Source organism: Dyadobacter sp. SRI_021 (assembly GCF_057586235.1).
The window spans coordinates 26,924-46,765 of sequence record NZ_JBYCZM010000009.1; the positions used below are offsets into that span (position 1 = coordinate 26,924).

15 protein-coding genes are annotated in these 19,842 nt (G+C 52.3%); 9 read left to right on the forward strand and 6 right to left on the reverse strand.

Features of this window, described 5'->3' with window-relative positions:
- Window positions 1-30 precede the first annotated feature (30 nt).
- Complete coding sequence (locus tag AC2YIT_RS24370) at window positions 31-2,571, reverse strand: cation-translocating P-type ATPase (protein ID WP_487280899.1); 2,541 nt, start codon at window positions 2,569-2,571, stop codon at window positions 31-33.
- 364 nt (window positions 2,572-2,935) lie between these two features.
- Between AC2YIT_RS24370 and AC2YIT_RS24375 the strand changes: the two genes are divergently transcribed.
- The 7 genes from AC2YIT_RS24375 (at window position 2,936) to AC2YIT_RS24405 (ending at window position 10,312) form a co-directional block, all read left to right on the forward strand.
- Window positions 2,936-3,619, forward strand: a complete 684-nt coding sequence (locus AC2YIT_RS24375) for a hypothetical protein (RefSeq protein WP_487280900.1) — start codon at window positions 2,936-2,938, stop codon at window positions 3,617-3,619.
- Window positions 3,620-3,853: 234 nt separating this feature from the next.
- A complete protein-coding gene (locus AC2YIT_RS24380) occupies window positions 3,854-4,603 on the forward strand; it encodes an SDR family NAD(P)-dependent oxidoreductase (RefSeq protein WP_430846785.1) in 750 nt (249 codons plus the stop codon).
- A 23-nt stretch (window positions 4,604-4,626) separates the two neighbouring features.
- Complete coding sequence (gene adhP, locus AC2YIT_RS24385; RefSeq protein ID WP_487280901.1) at window positions 4,627-5,652, forward strand: alcohol dehydrogenase AdhP; 1,026 nt, start codon at window positions 4,627-4,629, stop codon at window positions 5,650-5,652.
- A 4-nt stretch (window positions 5,653-5,656) separates the two neighbouring features.
- Window positions 5,657-8,200, forward strand: coding sequence for a magnesium-translocating P-type ATPase (gene mgtA / locus AC2YIT_RS24390; RefSeq protein ID WP_487280902.1), 2,544 nt, complete (start codon window positions 5,657-5,659; stop codon window positions 8,198-8,200).
- A gap of 312 nt (window positions 8,201-8,512) precedes the next feature.
- Window positions 8,513-9,358, forward strand: a complete 846-nt coding sequence (locus tag AC2YIT_RS24395; protein WP_487280903.1) for a universal stress protein — start codon at window positions 8,513-8,515, stop codon at window positions 9,356-9,358.
- Window positions 9,359-9,398: 40 nt separating this feature from the next.
- Window positions 9,399-9,641 carry a hypothetical protein gene (locus AC2YIT_RS24400; protein ID WP_487280904.1) on the forward strand — a complete coding sequence of 81 codons (243 nt, stop codon included), beginning with the start codon at window positions 9,399-9,401 and terminating at the stop codon, window positions 9,639-9,641.
- 5 nt (window positions 9,642-9,646) lie between these two features.
- Window positions 9,647-10,312, forward strand: coding sequence for a DUF4136 domain-containing protein (locus tag AC2YIT_RS24405; RefSeq protein ID WP_487280905.1), 666 nt, complete (start codon window positions 9,647-9,649; stop codon window positions 10,310-10,312).
- 1 nt (window position 10,313) lies between these two features.
- Here AC2YIT_RS24405 and AC2YIT_RS24410 read toward each other — a convergent pair whose 3' ends face one another.
- The 3 genes from AC2YIT_RS24410 to AC2YIT_RS24420 all read right to left on the reverse strand — a co-directional run bounded on the left by AC2YIT_RS24410 (window position 10,314) and on the right by AC2YIT_RS24420 (window position 13,900).
- On the reverse strand, window positions 10,314-12,230 hold the full coding sequence (locus tag AC2YIT_RS24410; RefSeq protein WP_487280906.1) for an FG-GAP repeat domain-containing protein: 1,917 nt from the start codon (window positions 12,228-12,230) through the stop codon (window positions 10,314-10,316).
- A 236-nt stretch (window positions 12,231-12,466) separates the two neighbouring features.
- Window positions 12,467-13,516: a serine hydrolase domain-containing protein gene (locus tag AC2YIT_RS24415; protein ID WP_487280907.1), complete on the reverse strand. Its 1,050-nt coding sequence runs from the start codon at window positions 13,514-13,516 to the stop codon at window positions 12,467-12,469.
- A 6-nt stretch (window positions 13,517-13,522) separates the two neighbouring features.
- A complete protein-coding gene (locus tag AC2YIT_RS24420; protein WP_430846800.1) occupies window positions 13,523-13,900 on the reverse strand; it encodes a DUF4890 domain-containing protein in 378 nt (125 codons plus the stop codon).
- 242 nt (window positions 13,901-14,142) lie between these two features.
- Between AC2YIT_RS24420 and AC2YIT_RS24425 the strand changes: the two genes are divergently transcribed.
- Both AC2YIT_RS24425 and AC2YIT_RS24430 read left to right on the forward strand, forming a co-directional pair.
- Window positions 14,143-15,168 carry a sensor histidine kinase gene (locus AC2YIT_RS24425; RefSeq protein ID WP_487280908.1) on the forward strand — a complete coding sequence of 342 codons (1,026 nt, stop codon included), beginning with the start codon at window positions 14,143-14,145 and terminating at the stop codon, window positions 15,166-15,168.
- Window positions 15,165-15,887, forward strand: a complete 723-nt coding sequence (locus tag AC2YIT_RS24430; protein WP_487280909.1) for a LytR/AlgR family response regulator transcription factor — start codon at window positions 15,165-15,167, stop codon at window positions 15,885-15,887. The genes AC2YIT_RS24425 and AC2YIT_RS24430 overlap by 4 nt, the downstream gene beginning before the upstream one ends.
- A gap of 5 nt (window positions 15,888-15,892) precedes the next feature.
- Here the strand turns inward: AC2YIT_RS24430 and AC2YIT_RS24435 are convergent, their stop codons facing one another.
- Both AC2YIT_RS24435 and AC2YIT_RS24440 read right to left on the reverse strand, forming a co-directional pair.
- A complete protein-coding gene (locus AC2YIT_RS24435) occupies window positions 15,893-16,663 on the reverse strand; it encodes a LytR/AlgR family response regulator transcription factor (RefSeq protein WP_430846806.1) in 771 nt (256 codons plus the stop codon).
- Entirely contained in the window at window positions 16,644-19,679 is a 3,036-nt protein-coding gene (locus tag AC2YIT_RS24440) for a histidine kinase (RefSeq protein WP_487280910.1), read from the reverse strand. Before AC2YIT_RS24440 ends, AC2YIT_RS24435 begins: the two co-directional genes overlap by 20 nt.
- Between the last annotated feature and the right edge of the window lie 163 nt (window positions 19,680-19,842).

Genomic DNA, 19,842 nt, shown 5'->3' on the forward strand with positions numbered 1-19,842 from the left:
CATTGAACGATTGCGTGTGCGCCATGGCCGTTATTTTTGACCGGGAATAAATTTGGAGAGCTCGATGGCGGCAATGCAGCCCAGTGATACGAGGGCGGTGAGGGATAAACTCTCCATCGACAAAGGTACCGTCTTGAAAAGCCCTTTAAGTGCCGGCACGTACAGTAGCAGCCCTTGCAAACCGATCGTTAAAATGATCGTAAGCAGTAGGGGAACATTTCGGAACAGTCCAGCGCTGATGACCGACCGCCTCAGGGAGGAAACGCTGAGGGCATTTCCCAACTGGACGATGCACAACATCGTAAATACCATCGTTCGCTGGACAGGAACGGGCATGCCGTTTCGGGCGGCCAGAATCTGTAATAAAAAAGCGCCCGAGGCCATCCATATAGCCGTTATCACGATCCGGACGGCCAGGCCCTGGGCAAATAAGCTCTGTCCGGGCGGTACCGGCTGGCGGTTCATAATGCCCTTTTCGGCCCGTTGAGCGGCTAAGGCCACGCCGGGAAGTCCGTCTGTGACCAGGTTGATCCAGAGTATATGAATGGGAAGCAGCGGGATCGCCAGACCAAAAGCCGGGGCCAATGCGATCACGAGAATTTCGCCCAGGTTGCAGGAAAGTACATACACGATGAATTTGCGGATATTGTCGTAAATCCTTCGCCCTTCCTTGATTGCCTTGACGATCGTCGAGAAATTATCATCCAGCAGCACCATCTCCGCAGCCTCCTTGGCTACATCCGTCCCGGTGATACCCATGGCCACCCCGATATCGGCTTGTTTGAGAGAGGGGGCGTCGTTGACGCCGTCACCGGTCATCGCCACGAACTGCCCCTGGCTTTGCAGTGCGCGGATGATCCTGAGCTTTTGTTCCGGGGAGACGCGCGCATATACTGATACTTCCTGCACGATGGCCTGTAACTGAGTGTCGTCCAGGTCCGTCAGTTCCTTTCCCGTCAGCGTTTTGACCTCCTGCGTGCCGGCAATTTCCAGGCGCCCGGCAATGGAAGTAGCCGTCAGCGGCTGGTCACCGGTGATCATCACGACCTTAATACCGGCCGTCCGGCAATCGCGAATAGCCTCGATCACGTTTTCGCGTGGCGGATCGATCATCCCCGCCATTCCCAGAAACAGCAGCGAGTGTTCGTCTTCCGAGGTTAGCTTATCCGGCCGCTGGTCAAGTATCTTATAGGCAAAGAACAAGACCCGTAACCCCTCGCGTGCCCATTCGCGGTTTTGATCCAGCAGGTCCTGACGCTGTTCTTTCAGGACTTCGGTAATCCGGGATGGTGCTCCCTTGACAAGCAAAAGGTACCGGTCCTGATAGGCGTGCAAAGTGGCCATCCTCATGCGATCCGAATCAAAGGGCAGTGTTTCGAGCAGCGGATATTTTTCTTCGGCATTCGCCCGGGAGATGCCCTGGTTTTCCGCATATTGCACCAATGCAATTTCGGTCGGGTCGCCCATCAGCCGGCCGTTCTGATCGAAATGCACCTCGTTGTTAAGCATGCAGGCGAAAGGCAGCAGGTCTTGCGAACCCTGAGCCGCCCAGGCTTTTTCTACACTCATCTCGTTTTTGGTCAGCGTCCCCGTTTTATCAGTACATATATAGGTAACCGATCCGAGGGTTTCTACCGCAGGCAGCTTCCTGATCAGGGCTTTATGCCGCACCATTCTTGCCGCTCCATTGGCCAACCCGACCGTAATTACTGCGGGGAGGGCTTCCGGCAGCGCCGCGACGGCCAGCGACAGGGCCGTCATGAAAATCATGAGCGGCTGTTCGCCTCTCAGCAGTCCGTACCCGAAAACCAGCACACAGATAACCAGGATAGCAATGACCAGGATTTTGCTGAATTTCTTCAACCGCTGCTGTAAGGGAGTGATGGTCGCTTCCTGCTCCAAAAGCCCGGCGATGCACCCGATCTCGGTTTGCATGCCGGTGCTGGTGACCAGCATTTGTCCGGAGCCGTTAGCGACAATGGTACCTTTGAAAACCATATTAAGCTGGTCGGCGGGAAGCAGATCGTCTCCCGCAACGGGGGCAATCACTTTTTCGATCGCGTGACTTTCGCCCGTCAGAATGGCTTCCTGGGTTTTAAAAGCACTGATCTTAACGAGCCGCCCGTCTGCGGGAATGATGTTGCCAGCTTCGAGTGCCACTATGTCGCCGGGAACAAGGTCCGTTGCATCTACTTCCTGATGGACTCCATCCCGGATGGCTATCGCATGCTGCGCGGAAATTTGTTGCAGCTTTTTCATGGATTCCTCTGCATTGTATTCCTGAAAGAAGCCGATGACCGCATTGGCTATGATAATGCCGATGATCACATAGGCATCAATGTGCTCTCCGACAAAAAAGGATATAATGGCCGCGACGATCAGGATGAGGATCATCACATCTTTGAATTGGCCCAACAGTATCGCCCATTTGGACCGCTGCTTCGCTGCCACCAACCTATTCGGGCCGAAATCGGTCTGGCGCCGGGTCACTTCGGCTGCAGACAACCCCTGGGATGTGCTGCCTAATGATTCTATGGCTTGTTCTGCTTTTATTTGATAGTACGGCTGCATGATGGCTGGAAAGCTGGATTGGAACCTGCAAATAATGGGATGGAATGATTGATGATGCGCCTTATCGCGGCTTTTGAGTTGGAAGGGATTGCCGGACGCTACGACAGGACATTTTTTGAAGATACCAAAGCTAATGCATGGTTACAAATCATGTTTAAGAAACTGGTTGGCTTGTGACCGTTTATGATGGAATGAGGTCGGCAAACGACGGAAGAGTAATGACTTATGTCGCTATTTCAGATGACTTTTGCATAGCATCGCCAGGGAGAGGATTTCATAATTTTCATGCCAGTAGTTCGCTTGACCACCAAGTTGTTAGCGATCGCTACGGTTATAGTATTGACTCATCCAAACCTTTTTCCTCATGAAATCTTTCCCGTTGTTCAAATTGGCTTTGGCATCCGCTTTATTGGTACTCGCGGTTGTTTTGTCCTGCACCGACCACAACGAACCTGACCCTCAGACCGGCTGTACCCTTGTAAGCGGCGCTCCGCGGCTCTATCCTTGTGAGTTTGAAATTCAAAAAGTAGAATTTTGTAACAAGCTCGACGTTAACGACGTGTTTGGGAAGATCACTCCGGGCAATCCCGATATCACTTTACCGCTGGCCAAGGCATGGAACAGTTTCCATCCGACGCCAGGCACCGTGGATGCGACTTTTAAAGTCAAAATTCATATAAAAAGGGTGTCATTGCCTTCGTTCGATTCTTTCAATGAATACATTATGCCCAAAGTAACAGGGGTATTCCCGGTCACGCCGCAAACATTCGACATCAGCCACTTTCCACCACTTTTCCCACCGGTTCCGGTGCGGCTGGATATGCAGCTCAATCAGACAGCGGTCGTTTCTGCGGATGCCTTTTACCATGCAACCGAGCAAAGTCAGGGCTCAGGCAGCTTGCTCTATACCAATATTTCGGGCACCGTTCTTTACCTGATTTACAATATGACTACGGCTGCAATTCTGGCCGGGCCGCCGAATAGCTATCCGACCATCCTGGATGTGGCCGAGGCGCACATTGCAGTGAACCCCACACTGGTACAATAGGCTGATAAAGTGCATTTTATCAAAGCTGACGGTCTGTGCGGCAATGCAGCACTATCGGAAAGGGAGAAAACGGAGTACTATTGCCACATTTGAAAGCGGTTCTCCGCGCTTCCCTTGACAACGGGCTGTTTTAAAGCTGACTATGGTCATAATTTGCCACAGCGGTAACAAACACCTTTGTGCAGCCAGATCACCAGAGAGACAAAGCTGGCTTGAAACATTAATCTAAAGCTTATGAAGATCTTACAGGACAAAGTGGCCATCGTTACGGGTGCAGGTTCAGGCATCGGGCGGAGTGTCGCGGTCGCATATGCACGGGAGGGTGCGAAAGTGGTCGTTTCTGACATGGACGAAGAGTCGGGGCTGGAAACCGTCCGGCTCATTGGGAACGAGGGAGGCGACAGCTTTTTCTTCAAATGCGACGTGTCTTCGCCGGAGGAGAATGAGGCGTTGGTATGGGCCACTATCGAAAAATATGGGGCGCTGCACATTGCCTGTAACAATGCAGGAATCGGCGGGGCAATGGCGCCAACGGGCATGTATCCGATCGACGCCTGGGACAAAGTGATCGCCGTGAATCTCTCCGGGGTATTCTATGGCGCCCGGTACCAGATTCCCGCTATGCTTAACTCGGGTGGGGGAGTGATTGTAAATATGGCCTCCATTCTTGGTAATGTAGGTTTTGCCAATAGCCCGGCGTATGTGGCAGCCAAACATGGCGTGCTCGGACTTACCCAAAACATTGCGCTGGAATATGGTGAGAAAGGTATCAGGGCCAATGCAGTAGGTCCCGCGTTTATCAAAACACCATTGTTGAAAGATCTGGACGAAGCTACCATGGAGTGGCTGGTCGGCCGGCACCCGATCGGGCGGATGGGCGAACCCAGCGAAGTCGCAGAACTGGTCCTGTGGCTCAGTAGCTCCAAGGCTTCTTTCGTGACGGGTTCTTACTATCCGGTGGATGGTGGTTACCTGGCGCAATAATTCCATCTGAAACACAAATATATATGCTACCTCAAACCATGAAAGCAGCGGTCGTTCGCGAGTTCGGCAAGCCGCTCCGTATCGAAGAAGTTGCCGTGCGACGCCCTGGGACCAACCAGGTTTTAGTTAAAATCGTCGCCAGCGGTGTTTGTCACACCGACCTCCATGCCACTGACGGGGACTGGCCCGTGAAGCCGAAACTACCGCTCATTCCAGGTCATGAAGGAATCGGCTATGTTGCCGCGGTGGGGCCGGAAGTAACCGGCATTCGGGAAGGCGACATTGTAGGGGTGCCCTGGCTGTACAGCGCCTGCGGTTGCTGTGAATATTGCATTACCGGCTGGGAAACGCTCTGTGATGCCCAGCAGAACGGTGGTTACAGCGTCGATGGCAGCTATGCCGAATATGTCATCGCCGACGCGCGCTACGTGGCGCATTTGCCGGCAGGCACGGATATGATCGGTATGGCGCCCATCCTGTGCGCGGGCGTGACCGTCTATAAGGGCTTGAAAGAAACCGATACCAAAGCGGGAGAATGGGTGGCGATTTCCGGTATCGGTGGTTTGGGACACCTCGCTGTACAATATGCCAAAGCGATGGGCATGCACGTGGCGGCCATCGATGTGAGCGACGAGAAGCTGGAACTGGCGAAACGCCTCGGGGCCGATCTGACTGTAAATGCTATGCAGAGCGATCCTGGTACCTTTTTAAAGAAAGAAACAGGGGGCATGCATGGCGTGCTGATCACCGCTGTTTCTCCCATCGCTTTCGGGCAAGGGATAGCGGCGCTTCGTAAAAAAGGCACCATGGCACTGACCGGCTTGCCTCCGGGCAATTTTGAACTGCCCATTTTTCAAACTGTTCTTAACCGCCATACCATCCGCGGCTCCATCGTGGGCACCCGCAAGGATATGCAGGAAGCAGTCGGCTTTGCCCTGGACGGCAAAGTGAAGGCGACAGTTCACACGGCCCGTCTCGATGATATCAACAACATATTCGATCAAATGAAGGCAGGCTGCATTGAAGGACGGGTCGTAATGACCATGTAATAATATGCTGTTGACCAACCCTATCTCACAGACAACGCTTGGTGAGCCGCCCCTTCCGGAACTGTACGACGTATTAAAAGCGAATGCGGACGGTCTGGATAGTGTGCAAGCCGCTGAACGGCTGCGGAATATCCGCACAGCCACGCCCCAAGCCGGAGGCGGGCTTTCAAAGATGTTTTCCATCCTGGTCAATCAGTTCAAAAGCCCTCTTGTGCTGCTGCTGCTGGTCGCCGTTGTTTTGTCAGCCTTCCTTGGTGAGGTCTCCGACACTTTGATTATCGGCTGTATTATCCTCGCGAGCGGGCTGCTCAGTTTCTGGCAGGAATACAAAGCAGGAAAAGCGGTTGAAAAATTACAAAAGCTGATCTCGCAAAAAAGTACGGTGTTCCGGGACAACACGGAGCAGATAGTGGATGCCGGCGACGTCGTGCCTGGTGATGTGGTGCTATTGAAAGCTGGTGATATGATCCCGGCGGATTGCCGCATTATCGACAGCAATGAACTGCACGTCAATGAAAGCAGCCTGACGGGAGAGAGCTTCCCGGCAGAAAAGATGGCAGGTCGGCTCGGCGGACAGGCCGCGTTTTCCGAGAGTTTCAATTGCCTTTGGCAGGGTACGAACGTGATCAGCGGGACCGGACGGGCACTCGTTGTCCGGGTTGGCACGGATACCGTTTTCGGCAAGTTGCGGGAGAGCCTGACGGAGACTCCCGAGACTGCATTCGAGCACGGAATCCGAGGTTTCGGCTACTTTCTGTTGCAAATTACGACGGTGCTGACATTGGTCATTCTGGCCGTCAACATTTACTTTGGCAAACCGCTGATCGATTCTGTGCTTTTCTCGCTGGCGCTGGCCGTGGGGATGGCCCCCGAGCTTTTACCGGCTATTATGACGGTGGCCATGTCCAACGCCGCCGCGCGAATGATGGAACGGAAGGTCATCGTCAAAAAGCTTTCCTCCATTTTCAATCTGGGTGAGGTAACGGTGCTTTGCACGGACAAAACCGGAACGATCACGGAAGGCAGCATCCGGGTTTGTGGCGCAATGGATGCAGATGGAGATCCCTGCGAGCAGGTGCGTCTGCATGCTTACCTCAATGCAGTCATGCAGCAGGGGTTTACCAATCCGATCGATGAAGCGCTGGCCGACCTGGCCCTGGATATGCAAGGTTACAGCCGCCTCAATGAGGTTCCCTATGACTTTATCAGGAAGCGGGTCACGGTATTGGCAGCTTGCGGGGATGGCAATCTCATGATCAGCAAAGGAGCACTGGAAAATATCCTGGAAGTATGTTCCCAGGTTGGAACGGGTCGGGATGTAAACGTGCCGCTGGACGAAACCCGCAGGCGAGACCTGCTGGACCGGTATCGGACCTATTGCGAGGAGGGTTACCGGGTGCTGGGCATTGCGATCAAACATACGGGGTTGGACCGCATCGCCCGGGCTGATGAAAGTGAAATGTCCTTTGCAGGGTACTTGCTGCTGGAAGATCCGTTAAAGGCTTCGAGTTTTACGTCGATTCAAAAGCTGCGTGAGCTGGGTGTTGAGGTTAAAATCATCACAGGGGACAATAGGTTTGCCGCCAGGCACATTGCCCAAACGCTGGGCATTGCGGACGATCGCATCCTGACCGGACCACAGCTCGATAACCTCTCTCCCGAAGCTTTCGGGCAACGGGCGATGAACATCGCCGTTTACGCGGAAATCGAGCCGCATCAGAAGGTCCGGGTGGTCAAAGCTTTGCGGGAGCAGGGAGCGGTCACGGCCTATATCGGAGATGGTATCAATGACGTGGCGGCGATCAATGCGGCAGATGCGGGTATCTCAACCCACAATGCAGTGGATGTTGCCAAACAGGCCGCCGACTTTGTATTAATGGAAAAGGACTTGTCTGTACTGGCGGATGGCATTCTGGAAGGCAGAAAGTCGTTTGCCAATTCCATGAAATACATATTCATTACGACAGGTGCAACTTTCGGGAATATGTTCAGCGTGGCGGGCGCATCGCTGCTGCTCCCATTTCTTCCAATGCTTCCCAAGCAAATATTGCTCACCAATTTCATAACCGATCTTCCCGCATTGGCCATCGCTTCGGACCAGGTGGATCAGCAGCAGACGGTCAGGGCAGGTAAATGGAGCATGCGCCTCATCCGTCGTTTTATGATTGTGTTTGGCCTGCACAGTTCATTCTTTGATTTTCTGACCTTTTATGTCTTATACTTTCACTTAAGGCTCTCCGGCGCTGCTTTTCGAACGGGCTGGTTTATTGAATCGGTGGTCACAGAGCTGCTTATTTTACTGGTAGTAAGAAGCAGGCGCCCATTTCTCACGAGCAGGCCTTCCAACGCCCTTTCCTGGCTCACGTTTGCTGCCTTGGCTGTCACTGTCATTCTGCCGGTTTCCCCACTTGCGAGTGAGCTGGGTTTTGCCCGGATTGCATTCGGGGAGGCGGCCTGGATTTTCGGTATACTGATCGCTTACCTCGTCACCGCCGATTTACTTAAAGTGCGCTTTTTTAACAAGTATAAAACGGCAAGGCAAAACTGATGGATAAAGAGGCGGGGCGATCAGGAAAGCTACGCTTGAATTTTGCGGCATTAAGCCCGTGAAAGTGTCCAGGATTGCCCTTGTAAAATGCCTGAACCCAGGCCAGAGGGAAGCAGTTGTCGCCCGGCTCGCCCGCCAGATTTCACCAAGATAACCACACGGGGTTGCCAGGCCTCAAAACGCCCATCTGCTCTGAGCAAGATCATGTTTTGCGGTGCGACCTGTCATGATCATTGACGCAATAGGTAACTAATTTAGAGCCAGCGTATAACCGATATAAATACGTAGTCTTTTTAGTTAAATCCCAAGCCTATGAAACGAATACTTGTTCCCTGTGACTTCTCGGCGGCAGCTAAACACGCCTTTCAGTTTGCCGTTGAAATGGCTGCTGCTACGGGTGGCCGCGTGCTCGTACTGAAAATAATGCAGGTCCCGACGGTTTTCGGAAACGGAATGCCTGGTCAGCCATTCGAAGCCATAGATCCCTTGTCGAAGATAGACGAATGGATCGCGTACAGTGAAAAGGAGTTTGAGAAATTGAAAAGCAAAGCGGCCCGCGGTTCCGTTCGTGTGGAGTTGCTGTTGGAAACCGGTTATGTCAACGACGTAATCCGCGATGTAATCAAAAGGGAAAAGGTTGACCTGGTAATCATGGGTACGGATGGTGCGTCGGGGCTGAAAGAGTTTTTTATAGGCTCGCACACCGAGAAGATCGTCCGCGCTTCTCCGGTACCCGTAATGGCCATTCACGGCCCGTTTCATTTGGATTCGGTCAGGAATATCGTTTTTCCCACGACGATGGAACTCGACCAGAAACCGCTGGTGGAACAGATTAAAGCGCTCCAGACATTGTTCGGAGCTGTGATTCACTTGCTCTACGTCAACGGGTTCCCGTTTAGCGTGGAATCCGAGGAGGAGGCCGAACGTAGATTGGAAGACTACGCCCTGTTTTATGGATTAAAAGACTATACTGTTCATGTGAGCAGGGGGCTTAATGCCCAGGAAGGGATTCTTAAATACGCCCGCCGTATTCCCAATTCTATCATCGCCATGGGGACGCACGGCCACAAGGGCCTCGCACATATCACCGAAGGCAGCGTTGCCGAAGATGTGGTCAACCATTTGACGGAGCCTGTCTGGACATATGTAATGCAATGAATTGATCCTGCCGATTAACCTGATATAAAATCTTACTACCATGACCTACCAAGCAGAACAGGAAAAAGTCACATTTGTACTCCCTTTGTATTTTGTAAAAGCCGAAGTGACCTTTACGAGGCAGTCGGCTGAGGATGATCTGAGGATACCACTCACCCCCGCCAATGGCCCGCGGGTAAGCATTTCGACCCGCCGGTTTGCGAAGGGTTTCTGGCTCGCGCAGCTGACCTGGTCTGTCGGACGCGAACGGTTTTGCAGTGAAGGCTGGTTTGAAATAGCCTAGCGAGAATGTACGGAGAAAGGGCTGCGCTGGCTGTCCGTCATAATTTATTATCCATAACCAACTTTGAAGGATCTATGCGGACGGTGCTGGCGTTACTGGGGATTATACTTATAGGGTGCAGCCCGGAAATGCGGGTTTACCACGAGGTTGACAGCAGTTGGCCCGTCTATCAATACCATACCTTCCAATGGGCTGAAACAGACAGCGCTGCCTGGTACTCGAATCCCATCTATTTCAATGCATTGAATGACCGGCGGATTAAACAGGCCGTGAACGATCTCCTCACTGCAAAGGGCTATTTACTTAGCCGCGAGCCGTCCGACTTGACCTTACGCTATGATATCCGTGTCGACGAGCAATCTATGCTGCTCCCGGATCCATATGGCTATTTGTATGGCGATTACTGGATGATGCCGCGTGACAATTTATTCCGCTACCGCGAGGCGACTTTAATTCTCGATGTCTGGCATTCACAGACCAGGAAGCTGATCTGGCGGGGCTGGGTGGTTGCCGTCGTGGAGGTCGGGTTCGATGATGGCAAAAATCCGGAAATTGTCATCCGGTCGGCCATTACGAAGATTCTCGATGTCTTCCCCGCACGCGTGGTCGCAGGCAAGGCGGGCGCAGCCGTAGCGGCAGGAACCAATACTATTACTTGTCCGAGAGACTGATTTATCTTTTGAGGTAATAAAAATGGCCGTCCTCCGCACCCACGAGCAAATCCGGCTGACCGTTTTTGTCCCAGTCGACAGTGGTGGGGCTGGTGTCATGGCCGGCCAGGCGCAGCTCCGAAAGCGGCCCCTTGTTCCGGAAGGTTACTTTCCCGTCTTTTTCGCCGGTATTCTCGTAAAAATCGACATTCCGGCTATCGATGAGCATGTCCAGGTCGCCATCCTTGTCCCAATCGGCTAGTGTAAATTTCCGGCGTCCGCTGCCGCCATTGTCTTTCTTGTTGAGGCGCAACGGTTCTCCGTTTTCATCCATAAAAATGCGCTTGCCGGGACGGAGCATCAGTCCTTTGCTTGCTTTGAACCGTTCATGCCACACCAGGTAACCTTCCGGGTCGAGCATGACAAGGTCCGTTAGGCCATCCTTGTTCCAGTCAATCGCATAGGGCGTGGTACGCCATTGAGTGGCGAGTTCAGTTTTAGAAGGTGTCCACCATATCCATTTGGGCTTCGGAGCAATGCCTGTCCAGGCTACTTCCACCGGCTGCGCAGGATCCAGCAAGGGCGCTCCCTTTTTGCCGCGGTTACGGAACCATTGCACCTTGCCCCAGATCGAATTGACGACAATATCCTTCAATCCATCGCCATCCCAATCCGCCACGGACAAGGTTGTATAGCCCCATTTGGCCTCACAGGGGCCCTGGATCGACCCATTGTCTCCGGCCTGAATGCGTATGACTTCATTCCCGGATTTGAGAAAGCGCGGCGCGGCGAAATCCGGCCTGGCGCCGCCTCTCTTATTTTCGATAAAGCTGATGTAGCCGGCCGAATTGCCGGTGATAATGTCCTCGTCGCCGTCGTCGTCCCAGTCCACACCGACCGGCGTTGCCAATGCGCCCGATTTAATAGAGCCGCCGCGCTGCTGAAAATAGTAGGGCGATTCGAAAACAGGCATATTACCTTTTTTCTTACCCGTATTCCGGATCAGTGCCACGCGGCCGTCTTCATCACCGCACACCAGGTCTACGTGGCCGTCGCGGTCCCAGTCGACGGCCACTGGGATGATCATTTCAAGGTCCATCCGGATGTTGCCGCCTGCATTCGCGAGCTGCTGACCACGGGCGTACACGGGCTTTTTAGCTGTGCCGGTATTTTCGAACCAGGTAAATTTATCGAGAAACTCACCGCAGATCAGGTCGAGGTCCCCGTCGCCATCGAAATCCGCAAAATTGGGGGAGGGTGGGCCGTATACGTCCAGGATTTCGCCGCCTGCTTTCAAGCGGCCCCGGTTTTTGTATTGACCATCGTTGTTTTCGATCAGGTATACGTAGCCGTGAAGCGGGCCATTCGTCCACTTTCCTTTTGTATCGTACGCATTATCCCATCCGTATTCCAGCCAGTCGTCGATGCCTGCGATCAGGTCCTGGTCGCCATCAGCATCGTAATCGACCCATTTCCATTGCACAAAGCGCGGTTTCTTTTTGAAATCGGTATGCAGTGAATCCGGCGCGTACAAAGGCTGTCGGGTAGCCCCTTTATTTTGCAGGAAATCAGTGAGCTCGGCCCCCTGGTCCAGCACGCGCGGCTGGCCATTCACATACGATACCTGCGGGTGTTTCAAGCCGGCCGCCACGCGTACAGGTGCTTCGAACACGGGGACTTTCTTGCCCGATTTGTTTTCAAAAAAATAGAGCCCGTTGTAAGGTACATCCGGACAGGACACCAGCAAATCCATATCGCCGTCGCTATCGTAGTCTATCGGCAATGGCCAGGCCCAAAGCCCGGCGCCGAGGTCTGTTACCGTATCGGAATTTTGATAATCCAGCCTGATCAGCTCACCCACTGGTTCGGAAGACCCCTGCCCGGGCCGGAATGCGGGTAATGCAAACAGAAAAAACAGAGCTAATGTGAATGACTTCATAAGTGTACCTTTTTATTCCAGAAGCGGTTTTGTTTCAGGTTTTTAGCATTGTCGGTGGCTGCCTGCGGAATGGGCATTGGTAGTCTTTAGAGGCATCAAAACGTCGGGTATGGATGATCCGCAATAGTAATACACCCGGAACCTCGATACTGACTACTTCTTTGTTCAACGCCGATCGACTCGAATGGTAAAATGAAATTCATCCGGAAATGCGGATCGCGGGCAATCGAAAGCCTTCACTCCACAATATCCCTGATCATCTTGCGAATTTCCAGGCTGGTCATATTGCTCTGTCTGGGCGTAGTCTGGGTGAAAATAATACCTGCGATTTGGTGCTTTGAATCTTGCCATGGATGCGTACCAAACAGGCCCGGACTACTGCTTTCCAGCACATGGCCGTCAGTATCGACCACGTCAAGCCAGTTTCCGACTCCGTAACGGACTGGTCTTTGAGGCGTTGTTGAAAATGGATTAGTGGCATATGGTGTCCCGGTGATTTTTGAGCCTTCGGTCTGGTCGCTGAACATGGCCTCGATGGCATTTTCACTTAACACGCGATGCCCGTCACTCGTACCGCCGTTAACCAGCATTTCCAGGAATTTGAGGTAGTCAGCAGCTGTGGTATGCACGCCGCCTGCGATGATGGGGTTACGCGCGGAACGATATTCCGCAGTCATCTGGCAAGGTTGGGCAATGCGCTGGTCAAACAGATCCTGCCATTTTTGGCCCGACACGATTTCCGCAATCCTGCCGCCGATCTGCATTCCGGCGCTTCCGTAGTCGAATTGGGTGCCGGCGATGCTTAGGAGGGGAGTATACAGGGCAATGGAATCCACCGCTTCAGCGAGCGTCATTAGTCTCTTGTACTCGTACTTTTGAGGTGAATCGCCTCCGAAACCCGCTGTGTGCGCAAACAACTGCCGGATGGTGATATTCCCTTTTTGGTGGGCGGTGAATATCGGAAGAAATTTGCCGATACTGTCGGAGAGCGATAGTTTACCCTCATCGACGAGGCTTAAAATGACGGCTGCCGAAAGCCATTTGGTGGCCGATGCGATCGGTTTGCTGGTATGCTCGTCGAGGCCAAACCCCTTTTTGTAAATCAGCTTACCATTTTGCGATACGAGCACGATCACCTGATCGTTGTAGTCGGCGAGGTGCGCTTCCAGGAATTTGTCCACTACGTCAAAATTGTAAACCGGGGGTGTCTCCGGTGCCACTTGATCCGTGCGGCAGGAACAGAATAGGAGAGCGCAAGCTGTCAAAAACGTTAATATGTTCGTCATGTGGTCTTATGATTTACGTTTTTTCAATTCCTGTTTCACTTCCTGTTGCTGCTGTTTGAATTGCCTGAACTGTTGCTGGCTCAACACCATTTGCAGTTCTTTTTCCCTGGCGGCGTTTACTTGCTGAAACGCTCGCAGTTTGGAAAGCCTGCTGCCTTTGCCCGCGATAACCGGGTCCATCTTACGGGCGTAACTTAAATTGATCACAGCCACTTTTGCGGCCTGTGCGGAGTCCAGATGGAGTGTTTCTTTCATCCGTTGCGTCTGTAATTGCGCCCGTTCTTCGGCAGGCGTGTCGGCGAGCCGGTTTTGCTGAGCGAGTGCACCGCCGGCAAAAAGCAATAATGCGAAAACGGAACCGATAGTTACGGTCAGATTTTTCATATGACAGATTGTTTTGTTTCAGGTCAAAACAAATGCGGAACGGACAAACTGAAAAAGTAAATCCATGAAGGCGGGTAAACCTGACCTGGAATGCACGGGATTGCCGATGGACAGGCTATTCTCTCCGGAAATACATTTCAACGGAAAAAGCCGGGCGTTTGTAAGATAAACCATGCCATTCGACGGAGTTTGTTTTGGTTTCCGCAGATATGCCTTACCATTGCAGGGTAATAGGGTTGTAAATGAAAAACACTGCTTTGAAGAAGGTCCCGACGATCGCTTCGTTTGCCTGGCTGGGCTATTGGCTCATTTGGGTTCTGATGTTTTCAAACACGCAACAGCCCCAGGCGGCTGCTTGGGCCGCAACCATTAATGTGGGTATGCAGGCCATTATTGTGTATTCGAATACCTTGGTTCTGATCCCGTCTTTCCTGGAAAAACGACGGTACATACTTTACGGACTGCTTTGTTTCGGTATGCTGGTGTTGTTGTCAAAATTGCAATTGACGCTGGTGCCGGCGGATGTGAAAATGATCCTGAAACGCAACATTCAATACCCGAGAGCCTTCCAGTTCGCACGGATATACCTGCTTTTTATGGTGGTGCTGATCATCAGCACTGCCTGGAAGTTCGCGGTTGATCGTTTCAATGCCTTGCAGACCCAAAATGAAATGGCGAGGAAGCAGTTGGAAAGCGAGTTGCAATTCCTGAAAAATCAGATCAATCCGCATTTTTTGTTTAATACCCTCAACAACATTTACACACTCGCATACCTGAAAGAGGATAACGCCGCACCGATGATCATGAAGCTCTCCGAGCTGCTTCGGTACATGCTTTATCAATGCCGCGCGCAATGGGTGCCACTACCGGACGAGGTGGCTTTTTTGCGCAATATCCTGGAAATGCAAAAGCTTAAATCTGAGGTTTACGGCAGGCAAACGACTTTTGAGGTAACCGGCGTCAGATCAGGTCAACTGATAGCCCCGCTGCTCTTGCTGACCTTTTTAGAGAATAGCTTCAAACATTCGGACCTGGACATGAATCCGCACGGCCATATTTCCGTTAGCTTGCAAGTGGACGACCGGAATAGGCTGTCCTTCCTGTGCATTAATACAAAAAACGCTGCCATATCTGCGGAAAGCGAGCCGGGCGGTATCGGTCTGGCGAACGTAAAAAAGCGATTGGAGCTGACTTATCCCGGCCGGCATACCCTGGAAGTTACCGACAATACCCGTACATTTGAGATCCGTCTGACCGTGAGCCTATGAAAATCACTTGCATGATCGTCGATGACGAAGCGTTGGCCCGGAAACTGCTTGCCGACTATGTCTCGAAAATTCCTTCGCTTGATCTGGTAGCTACGTGTGCGAACGCAATCGAAGCCTCGGCTGTGCTGAAAAGCCGACCGGTCGATCTGCTTTTTCTGGATATTCAAATGCCTGACATCAACGGCATCGGCTTCATACAGACGCTCACGACCAGGCCTATGACCGTGTTTACGACCGCATATACCGAATATGCCGTAAAAAGTTATGAGCTGAATGCACTCGACTACCTGGTCAAACCGATCGCATTTGACCGTTTTTTTCAGGCTGTCGGTAGAGCCATGGACCTTATCGGCGGCCGCAATCCCCATCCAGTGGCGAATATTGCGACACAGGAAGCGCAGGACTATATTTTTATCAAATCGGACGCAAAAACATACAAGGTGGCTTTCGACGACATCGACTATATCGAAGCCTATGGGGAATATGTTTTGATCCACCGCGGTTCGGATCGCCTGATGCCGCTCTTGCAGCTCGGCAAGATGGAAGAAATATTGCCTGCCTCCCGGTTTGTCAGGGTACACCGCTCTTTTATCATTCAATTTTCAAAGATCGAAGCCATTCAGGGCAATACTATCTGGATCGGCAAAAAGCAGATCCCCGTCAGCAGAACCTGCCGCGATGCGCTGATGTCGCGGTTGCAAGATCGGTATGTCAACTAACTAACCTACCTGTCGCACCACCTTTTGAATGCAGGCGCTTTTTCCCGGCTGATATCCATTTCGAAAAGCAAAGGCGGTTTGAGCCGGACGGTCAGTTTCTGGTTTTCGTGAGGGGTAATGGTCTGGATGGCATCGATATGAATGATGTACTGCCGGTTGGCGCGGTAGAAATAACGTGGATCGAGTAGCGCTTCGATTTCGTCCATCGAATTATAATCCAGCAGGTATTTTTCGGCACCGAATGTGTGCAGGTAATTGAAATTGTCCCGGCAAAAGCAGGCAATGTCCCGGGTGTCGATCGGCACCCAATGCTGCCGGACATTGACGAGGAATTTTTCCTTGTAGCCCGAATAGCCGGTTTCAGGCCTGGCCAGCATTTGCATTAGCTGGTTCACTTTTGCTGAAAGTTCAGGTGTGGCTGTACTCTTCTCCCGGAACTTGTCGAGCGCCCTTTTGAGGTCTCGTTCGAGAACCGGTTTGAGCAAATAGTCGATGCCGTTCACTTTGAAAGCGCGGATGGCATATTCGCTGTAAGCGGTAGTGAAGATGACCGGGCATTTCAGTTCGTAAAAGTCGAAAACATCGAGACTGATGCCGTCGCTGAGCTGGATATCCATAAACATCAGATCGGGCTCGGCGTTTTCGAGGAACCATTTCCGGGCAGTTTTAAGGCTGGGCAAAATGGCCGTCACTTCGATGTCGGGCGCAAGTTGCCCGATCTTCCTTTCAAGCTGGCGGGCTACGAGCGTTTCGTCCTCAATGATGATTGCTTTCATTAGAAATATCGGTTTCAGTGGAATGTGTGATGTTATTACCGCTGATGAGTGGCACCTTAACCGTAAATAAGCCGGCCGATTCGGATACCATTACGGGCAAAGGCGTAAGATAAGAATAAAGCGAATGAAGGTTTTTGAGCCCCTGGCGGTTGCTGGTTTCGACAAACCGTTTCTTTTGAAGGTTGTTCTGTACCACAATATATCCGGCTTCCGTATAGACATTTATGTACAGGGGAGCGTCGGCCGACATTGCGTTGTGTTTAATCGCATTCTCGATCAGGTTCTGGATCGTGACCGGGGCTATCAGCATGTGCGTCCACGGGCTGGCGACGGCTACGTCCACATCCAGGCCATCCCGAAAACGGGTCTGCTGGATCTTCACATATTCCGCTGCAAATTCCAGCTCTTCGTAAAGCGGCACAAGCTCGTTATTCTGGTTTTTGAGAATGTACCGGTAAGTCCAGCTGAGGCCTTCGAGAAACCTGCTGGCTTTGGTTGCATCATCCCAGATGAGGCTGTCGAGCGATGCCAGCGAGTTGAACAGGAAATGGGGGTTGAGTTGTTGTTTAAGGCTTTCGAACATGACCAGGGTCTTTTCCCTTTCGAGCTTGGTGGCCTTGTCCTGCAAAGCATAAATCCGCGCCTGACGGTGTTTGACGATTTCTATGCGTTTTTTGAGAAAATAATAAATCAGGCCGGAAACAAATGCAAGCGCGGCGATTATGAACCAGGTGCGCTCCCAAAACGGCGGGTTGATCACGAACGTAAGCTCCTCCGTGCTTTCCTGCCAGGTGGTCCCGTCCAGGCTTGCCGCAGCTTTGAAGATGTACGAGCCGGGTGCGAGCGACGAAAACCTGACTACGTTGTTATGCCCATTGGGTACCCATCCGGTGTGCAAGCCGGTCAGCTTGTAGCGGTAATGCACCTTTTGAGGGTTTTGGTAGTAAGCGGCTGTAAAGCTTATTTCTACCGAATTCTCATTCCAGTCGAGCCGCAGCTTGCCGGGTTCAGCCATGAGGGCTGCATTGTAATGCCGTGGTTTGAAGAGGGTGTCGCTATGGTTGACGGTTACGCTCGTCACATACACGCGAAGCTTTTGCTGTGACAGCGCAATTTGCAGGGGATCAAAAAAGTTGACGCCGTTGTGGCCGCCCCAGTAGACGCGCCCGGAGTCGTCTTCATAAATACTTCCCGGGTTCAGCTGTCTGTTCTGCACATTGTCCCACAGATCGAACCATTCCAGCTTGTTGTCTTCCGCGGAGAAACGGTACAAACCCTCATCCGCAGCGATCCACACCTTTCCGCTGCGATCGGCGTAGAGATTGGTGATCTGCGCTCTTTTCAGTTCCGGAATAATCAATTTTTTTCTGAGTCCGGTACGCGTGCGTGTCACCTCGAAAAGCCCGACGCTGCCGGCCCACACGGTGGAGTCGTTGCGGGGAAGAATGGACGTAACGAGCTTGCCGGGATAAAAGGTGCTATCGCTCCAAACCGTTTCAAAACGGCTGTTAAGGTATAACAGCCCTTTGAAAGTGCCGATCCAGATGTGGCCTGTGCGATCGGTGCGCGCGGTTTGCAGGATTTGGTTCGAGCCGGCAAAAGAGAGCTCGCTAATCACGTCAGTATCCCGGTTAATGAGGTAACACGAGGCATCGGCAAGAATCAGCTGGTCGCCGTCGCCGACAGTTTGGATACCGTAGATGTAATCCCGCTCGACCTTTGCCCGCAGTAATTCTCCCGCTTTGCCGGCCGGGTAGCGCGGTTTTTGAAACTTGCCGGTAATCGGGTCCATAAACAGCGGCCCGCCGGAGCCAGGGCCCAGCACAAGGCGTTGGCCGTCGAAATTCAGTGCGTGGATGGTCGGGAAGCGAAAGTAAGGGGCATTGGCGGCAGATGGCATGGTGATTTTGAAATCCCCGGTCGCCGGATCAAGGCAGGCTATGCCTTCTGTGGTTGCCATCCATATGCGGCCCGCGCGATCGCCGGTAATGGCGCGGATGTTGTTATTCTCCTCGTTGAGCAGGCTGCGGAAACTGCGCAGCCAGGTAATGGTATGCTGGTTCGGTTTAAAAAACAGAATGCCTTGCTTCGAGACGAGCCACAGCGTGCCTTCGTCGTCGCGGTAGCTGGTAATGATTTCATTGTTGCTCAACTCGCGGCCCTGATGGTAAAAGATTGCTTTTTTGCCGCGCAATGCCTTTCGGTCGTAGAGGTAGCAGCCTTTGCTGGTCGTAACAAGCGCCTGGTCCTGATCCAGTGATAGTACGGAATTGATCGTTAAATAGGCTGCGGACGGTGCGAAACGCGTGGGAGGAACCTTGGAAACAGTGCCCGAGCGGAAATCCAGTTCGAAAATTTCCAGATCCGCATTGGTGGCCCAGACAATATCCCCGGACAACGGCGCGATGACCGCCGCGGAGTTGAAACCGGTCCTGCGGACACGCCCGGTTTTGTAGTTATAGGCTATCAGTTCGTGCGTATCTCCGATCAAAAACTCATCGCCTGCCCGTTTGAATATCCGCCGGTAGAAAACCCTGTTGGTAAGCCCTGGAATGGGATGCCGCACAAAAGCGTGGCGGCGACGGTCGTAACGATATAATCCATTGCCGCTTAATGCCCATACCTGGTTATCCGGCGTCACATCCAGCAGGTTGAATTTGGATTTCTGCGGCCCCGCAATCTTTACCGGCTGAAATCCCTGCTGGTCATCGATATAGGTGCTCAGTCCGTTGTGGCTGCTCACCCATATTTGCCCGTTTTGATCCACCACAATATCGAGGAAATCCTCCCCGGAGGCATCGAAACGAACCGTATTGCGGCCATCGAACCGCTGTACTACGCGCCGTGACAATATCCATAGGAAACCCTTTTTGTCTTTCACCAGCTTGTGGACGTTCGACAAACTGATACCGCTACCTTCATTCAGCATTTGTACATTATAATCCGGCAGCTGCGCATGCAGCCATCCGGGAAGGGTTAATAATGCAAAAAAAAGCAGTTTCAGAGGCCAGGGCATTCTTTGAAAGGTTTAGTTCGGGTCAAAAATTAGCGACTCTACTATGCTGATTTGTTCATGAGTGGGTTCCAGGCATTCCACCCGTTGTATTTTTAACCAAAAGTTTGGTGAAATGCCTGAAAGGCCAACTAATTGTTAAGCAGTGGGGGCAAACTTCGGGTGA

Bases quoted from the DNA above. Each gene is read 5' to 3' on its own strand.
- AC2YIT_RS24370 (WP_487280899.1), bottom strand. From the start codon at position 2,571: ATGCAGCCGTACTATCAAATAAAAGCAGAACAAGCCATAGAATCATTA.
- AC2YIT_RS24375 (WP_487280900.1), top strand. From the start codon at position 2,936: ATGAAATCTTTCCCGTTGTTCAAATTGGCTTTGGCATCCGCTTTATTG.
- AC2YIT_RS24380 (WP_430846785.1), top strand. From the start codon at position 3,854: ATGAAGATCTTACAGGACAAAGTGGCCATCGTTACGGGTGCAGGTTCA.
- adhP (WP_487280901.1), top strand. From the start codon at position 4,627: ATGCTACCTCAAACCATGAAAGCAGCGGTCGTTCGCGAGTTCGGCAAG.
- mgtA (WP_487280902.1), top strand. From the start codon at position 5,657: ATGCTGTTGACCAACCCTATCTCACAGACAACGCTTGGTGAGCCGCCC.
- AC2YIT_RS24395 (WP_487280903.1), top strand. From the start codon at position 8,513: ATGAAACGAATACTTGTTCCCTGTGACTTCTCGGCGGCAGCTAAACAC.
- AC2YIT_RS24400 (WP_487280904.1), top strand. From the start codon at position 9,399: ATGACCTACCAAGCAGAACAGGAAAAAGTCACATTTGTACTCCCTTTG.
- AC2YIT_RS24405 (WP_487280905.1), top strand. From the start codon at position 9,647: ATGTACGGAGAAAGGGCTGCGCTGGCTGTCCGTCATAATTTATTATCC.
- AC2YIT_RS24410 (WP_487280906.1), bottom strand. From the start codon at position 12,230: ATGAAGTCATTCACATTAGCTCTGTTTTTTCTGTTTGCATTACCCGCA.
- AC2YIT_RS24415 (WP_487280907.1), bottom strand. From the start codon at position 13,516: ATGACGAACATATTAACGTTTTTGACAGCTTGCGCTCTCCTATTCTGT.
- AC2YIT_RS24420 (WP_430846800.1), bottom strand. From the start codon at position 13,900: ATGAAAAATCTGACCGTAACTATCGGTTCCGTTTTCGCATTATTGCTT.
- AC2YIT_RS24425 (WP_487280908.1), top strand. From the start codon at position 14,143: ATGAAAAACACTGCTTTGAAGAAGGTCCCGACGATCGCTTCGTTTGCC.
- AC2YIT_RS24430 (WP_487280909.1), top strand. From the start codon at position 15,165: ATGAAAATCACTTGCATGATCGTCGATGACGAAGCGTTGGCCCGGAAA.
- AC2YIT_RS24435 (WP_430846806.1), bottom strand. From the start codon at position 16,663: ATGAAAGCAATCATCATTGAGGACGAAACGCTCGTAGCCCGCCAGCTT.
- AC2YIT_RS24440 (WP_487280910.1), bottom strand. From the start codon at position 19,679: ATGCCCTGGCCTCTGAAACTGCTTTTTTTTGCATTATTAACCCTTCCC.